The sequence below is a fragment of the Nonomuraea sp. NPDC059023 genome (genome assembly GCF_042740095.1).
Classification (GTDB): domain Bacteria; phylum Actinomycetota; class Actinomycetes; order Streptosporangiales; family Streptosporangiaceae; genus Nonomuraea.
On record NZ_JBHYIO010000072.1, the window covers coordinates 21,133 to 26,121 of the forward strand.

Here is a 4,989-nt window from a genome sequence, read left to right on the forward strand (position 1 = left end):
CAGATGGGGGAGTGGCTGCCCCAGATGTTCGGCACCGAGAACGACGTCAAGCTGGGCGCCTTCTGCGCCTCGGAGCCCGACGCCGGCTCCGACGTCGGCGCCATCCGCACCCGCGCCGAACGCGACCCTTCCGGCGACTGGATCCTGAACGGCGTCAAAACCTGGGCCACCAACGGCGGCATCGCCAACGTCCACGTCGTCGTCGCCTCCGTGGACCCGGCGCTGGGGACCCGCGGCCAGGCCTCGTTCGTCATCCCGCCCGGAACGCCCGGCCTGTCCATGGGCCAGAAGTTCAGGAAACACGGCATCCGCGCCTCGCACACCGCCGAGGTCGTCCTCGATCAGGTACGCCTGCCCGCCGCCTGCCTGCTCGGCGGGCAGGAGAAGCTGGAGTCCCGCCTGGCCCGCGTCCGCAACGGCGAGCGCTCGGGCGAACAGGCCGCCATGCGCACCTTCGAGACCACCCGTCCGTCCGTGGCCGCGATGGCGGTGGGCATCGCCCGCGCGGGCTACGAGTACGCCCGCGACTACGCCACGGAACGCGAGCAGTTCGGCCGCAAGATCGGCGAGAACCAGGCGATCGCCTTCCTCCTTGCCGATATGGCGACCCGGGTGGACATGGCCAGATTGCTCACCTGGCGGGCGGCGTGGATGGCGCGCAACGGGCGGCAGTTCGAGCAGGCGGAGGGGTCGATGTCGAAGCTGGTGGCGGGCGAGACGGCGGTGTGGGTGACCGAGCAGGCCATCCAGATCCTGGGCGGAGCCGGGTACACCCGCGACCACCCAGTGGAGCGCTTCCACCGCGACGCCAAGATCTACACCATCTTCGAGGGCACCTCGGAGATCCAGCGCCTGATCATCGGCCGGGCCGTCACGGGGTTGCCGGTGCGGTGAGAGTCGGTGGGAAACTGGCGGGGTGAGTGACGACGACCGCCTCGGCCCGCCCGTGACCAGCGCCTCCATCATCGTGCTGACTCTGGCGCGGCGGGTTGAGAATGAGCTGACGGCCGCGCTGGCGCCGCTTGATCTGACGGTCAGGAGGCTCGGGCTGCTGGGGCATATCTCGGGGGTGCCCGGGGCGTCGTTCAGTGATCTGGCGCGTATGCAGGGGGTCACCGTGCAGAGTGTGCACGCGGCGGTGAAGTCGCTGGAGGCGGCGGGGCTGGTGCGGGACCACACGGCGCGCGCGGGCTCGGCCTCCGCGATCGAGGTGACGCCGGACGGTGTGGACCTGCTGCGGGCGGCCAGGAAGGCGGTGGCCGAGGCGGACGAGCGCCTGTTCGGCCCGGACGCCGACCCGGTCCAGCACCGCGTCGGCCAGGCCGTCCTCGCCGCCTTCCTGGCCGCGGCGCCCGGCTTCCCGGCTCAGGCACCCGACCCGCGCTGAGGTTCCCGGCCTCTCACGCTGAGGCGGCCGATCCGCGGTGAAGTACCCCAACCTTCAGGGCGGCTGAAGTATGCCCTAAGCTTCAGCCACCCTGAAGGTTGGAGGAGGAGACATGCTGGAACATGTCCTGCTGTCGGTCCACGTGCTGGCCGCCATCGTGTTCGTCGGCGGCTCGGCCGTGGCGACGAGCCTGTTCCCCCGTTACGCGCCCGCCCCGGCAGGGGAGGGCCGCAGCCGGTCGGTGGCCGTCGCGCTGCACCGCGTCACCCGCGGGTACGCCGCCTTCGGCCTCGTGGTCCCGCTCGCCGGGATGATCCTGGCCGGAGTCCAGGGCCGGATGGGCGAGATCTGGATCATCGTGTCGATGGTCCTGACCGCCGCCGCGGCCCTGCTGCTCATCACCCAGATCTACCCGCGCCAGCGCGACGCCCTGGCCGACCAGGGCGAAGGCGACCCGGCGCGGCTGCGGCAGCTGTCGATGTTCGCCGGCGTCTACAACCTGGCGTGGGCGATCGTCGTGGTCCTGATGATCGTACGGCCCGGCTCCGGACAGGCGGCGTGAGCCGGATGCGCCTGCTGCGGATCGCCTCGGCCGCCGAACTGCTCTCGCTGGCGGTCCTGCTCACGAACCTGTTCACGGTGCACGCCAAGGTCATCACGACGTTCGGCGGCCCGCTGCACGGCATCTCCTACGTGACCGTCATCGCCGCCGCCTCCCTCGCTCCGTCCACGGGCCTGCGGGGGACCATGTGGCGCGCCTTCGTCCCCGGCGTCGGCGGCCTGCTCGCCCTGCGCCACCTGCGTGCGGAAAGGGCGGAAAGGACCGGGCATGGAAGCGTATGACGGCCTGCCGTTCCCCAGGACCGCCCTCGCGATCGAGGCCGTGCGCCACGCCCGCGCCATCGAGAGCCCGGCGATCTTCAACCACAGCATGCGCACCTACCTGTACGGCCGCTTCACCGGCGAGACGCAGGGCGTGCTGCCGGGCCGCGACTACGACGACGAGCTGTTCTTCCTGGCCTGCGTGCTGCACGACGTGGGGCTCAGCGAGCCGGGCAACGGGCAGAGCAGCTTCGAGATCGACGGCGCGGACCTGGCCGCGAACTGGCTCGTCGAGCGCGGCCTGCCGCGAGACGGGGCCGAGGTGGTCTGGGACGCCGTCGCCCTGCACCTCAGCCCCGCGATCGCCCTGCGCAAGCGCCCGGAGATCGCGCTGGTGACCGCCGGCGCCGGGTACGACATCGGCGGGGACGGGCCCCCGCTGCCCGCCGGCTACGCCGAGCGCGTCCACGCGGTGCTGCCGCGGCTGCGCGCCGCCGCCGTCCTGCACGACGAGATCCTCGCCCAGGCGCTCGCCGACCCGCGCAAGGCGCCGCCGTTCAGTGTTCCCGGTGAGCTGGTACGGCAGGCCACCGGCCAGACCTGGCCCACGTGGCGTGAGATGGCCGGGTGGGGCGACTACGACGAGGTTTCCTAGAAAGCGGAGAAACCCGCGATGTGGTGGATCATGGCCTTCGTGGACTTCGCGGGGGTATTCGACATTCATCTGACCGTTGCGCCAGGTGGCGACGTGGAACGGCTGGACGCCTGGGCGGCGGGCAACCAGGCCACGCTGACCCACGTCGTGCTGGAGCGCGGCGCCGTCACCTGCCAGCCGACGCTGACGCTCGCCGGCCGCGGCACCCTGCCCGAGCAGCGGGCCGCCGCCGCGACGTGCGCGGCGGGACTGCGGGAGGCGGGGTTCCGCGTGGTCAGGGTGAAGATCGAGGCGGCGCCGTGGAACCGGGACGTGCCCTGGACCGCCGCCGCGGCCGCGAAGCTCGACGGATGCTACTTCGAGCACCACGTCACGGTGACCGACCCCGCGCGCACGGAGAAGCTGGCCGAGATCGCGCAGCGGCACTCCGCGCACCTGTCGCGCAACGCCCGGCGGGTACGCCCGGACGGCTCAGCCGAGCGATATGTGACCCAGCGGTGCCGGGGCGTCGGCCTGTCCGTGGCGGGGCACCGGCTCGACGCGCTGGTACGGGCGCTGGGTGCGGGCGGCTTCGCCGTACTGGAGGCAGAACGTGAGTTCGTCGTGCACGACGACAACCCCGGCATCGACCGCGGCTGGATCGAGGAGGCTCAGCCGCGGGCGGACAGGTAGGCGTCCAGGGCGGCGGCGCCGCCGAGCATGGCCAGGCCGCGGGCCGACAGCCGCTCGCGCCAGCCCGACAGCGCGGCCTCCAGCGGCGCGATGCCGCCGGCCGCGCGGACCTGGGCGAGCAGGGGGGCGATCTGCTCCAGCAGGTAGCCGCCGCGTCTGAGCTGGTGGGCGAGCTGGGCGTCGCGCACGTCGGCGGAGGCGTAGACGCGGTAGCCGGTGCGCGGGTCGCGGCCGGGGCGCAGGATGCCGGCCTGTTCCCATTTGCGGAGCGTGGCGGGGCGCACGCCCAGCCTGCGGGCCAGCGGGCCGATGTGGGTGACGCCGTGCTCGGCCGGGGTGGGTGCCAGGTCGCGCAGCGCGTTCTCGACGGCGGTCAGCGTGCGGCGGTCCTCCATGAGCTGGGCGTGGCTCTCGTCGATGAGCCGCAGGGCCTCCTCCAGCGCGTCCTCGTTGATCGCGCGAAGGACCGCGGTGGCCGTGTGGTGCCCGTGCGCGGGAGTCAGGGCGACGAAGGCGCGCAGTGCCTGCGCGTGCAGCGGGGTATAGGCCCGGTACCCGCTCGGCGTGCGCGCGGCCCGCGGGAGGATTCCCGCCTCTTCATAATTGCGTACGGCCTGCGAGGAAATGCCGTGCTCGCGGGCCAGGTCGATCGGGCGGAGCTGCCTCATGAGTTGAAGGTTACGGCCTCGCCGTACCGGATGAAATCTCCAGAGCTTCAACAGAATGTTCAACGATACCGTTGAAGCATGGTTGACGTCACATGGGCGGACGCGCGGGACCTGGGCGCGGCCGTGCTGAAGCTGGCCGGGGCGCGCACGCGGCTGCTGGGCCTGGGGGAGCCCACGCACGGCGTCGAGGTCTTCCCCCGGCTGCGCAACGAGCTCTTCCGGTATCTGGTCGGGCACGCCGGGTACCGCTCGGTCACCGTCGAGAGCGACTGCCTGAAGGGGCTGGTCGTGGACGACTACGTGGCGGGCGGCGACGGCGACCTCGACGTGGTCATGCGCGAGGGGTTCAGCCACGGGCTCGGCGGGTCGGCCGCGGAGCGGGAACTCGTGGTCTGGATGCGGGAGTACAACCGCGGCCGGGGCGAGGAGGACCGGCTGCGCTTCCACGGGTTCGACGCGCCGATGGAGCTGAGCGGCGCGGCCAGTCCCCGCGACGCGCTCCTGCGGCTGCACGCGGCGCTCGCCGCCCACCTGCCGCTGCCGTGGAACGTCGCGGACTTCGCGGGGCTGTTCGGGGCCGACGAGCGCTGGGACAACCTGGACGCGATGATGAACCCCGCGCGCTCGATCGGGCGTTCCGACGACGCGGTACGGCTGCGCCTGCTCGCCGGCGACCTGACCGGCTACCTCGACGCCGAGGCTCCCCGGCTGGCCCGGGCGTCCGGGCGGGACTGGTGGCGGGCCCGCCTGTACGGCAGGACGGCGACCGGCCTGCTGCGCTACCC

Annotated in this window: 8 protein-coding genes; 7 read left to right on the forward strand and 1 reads right to left on the reverse strand. The window is 72.6% G+C overall.

Annotated features, from left to right (window positions below):
- The 6 genes from ACFWYW_RS56280 to ACFWYW_RS56305 all read left to right on the forward strand — a co-directional run.
- A partial coding sequence (locus ACFWYW_RS56280) for an acyl-CoA dehydrogenase family protein (RefSeq protein ID WP_379641407.1) occupies positions 1–894 on the forward strand: 894 nt, incomplete at its 5' end.
- A gap of 22 nt (positions 895–916) precedes the next feature.
- Positions 917–1,387, forward strand: a complete 471-nt coding sequence (locus ACFWYW_RS56285; RefSeq protein ID WP_379617971.1) for a MarR family winged helix-turn-helix transcriptional regulator — start codon at positions 917–919, stop codon at positions 1,385–1,387.
- 115 nt (positions 1,388–1,502) lie between these two features.
- Positions 1,503–1,949, forward strand: a complete 447-nt coding sequence (locus tag ACFWYW_RS56290; RefSeq protein ID WP_379617996.1) for a hypothetical protein — start codon at positions 1,503–1,505, stop codon at positions 1,947–1,949.
- A 5-nt stretch (positions 1,950–1,954) separates the two neighbouring features.
- Positions 1,955–2,230, forward strand: a complete 276-nt coding sequence (locus ACFWYW_RS56295) for a hypothetical protein (RefSeq protein ID WP_379617994.1) — start codon at positions 1,955–1,957, stop codon at positions 2,228–2,230.
- A complete protein-coding gene (locus ACFWYW_RS56300; RefSeq protein WP_379617969.1) occupies positions 2,217–2,864 on the forward strand; it encodes an HD domain-containing protein in 648 nt (215 codons plus the stop codon). Before ACFWYW_RS56295 ends, ACFWYW_RS56300 begins: the two co-directional genes overlap by 14 nt.
- Before the next feature lie 18 nt (positions 2,865–2,882).
- On the forward strand, positions 2,883–3,536 hold the full coding sequence (locus ACFWYW_RS56305; protein WP_379641408.1) for a hypothetical protein: 654 nt from the start codon (positions 2,883–2,885) through the stop codon (positions 3,534–3,536).
- Here ACFWYW_RS56305 and ACFWYW_RS56310 read toward each other — a convergent pair.
- The gene (locus tag ACFWYW_RS56310; RefSeq protein WP_379617965.1) at positions 3,515–4,204 is read right to left on the reverse strand and encodes a TioE family transcriptional regulator; all 690 of its coding nucleotides are present in this window, start codon (positions 4,202–4,204) and stop codon (positions 3,515–3,517) included. The two genes, ACFWYW_RS56305 and ACFWYW_RS56310, sit on opposite strands and share 22 nt — an antisense overlap.
- 78 nt (positions 4,205–4,282) lie before the next feature.
- On the opposite strand from ACFWYW_RS56310, the gene ACFWYW_RS56315 reads away from it, so the two are divergent.
- A partial coding sequence (locus tag ACFWYW_RS56315) for an erythromycin esterase family protein (RefSeq protein ID WP_379641410.1) occupies positions 4,283–4,989 on the forward strand: 707 nt, incomplete at its 3' end.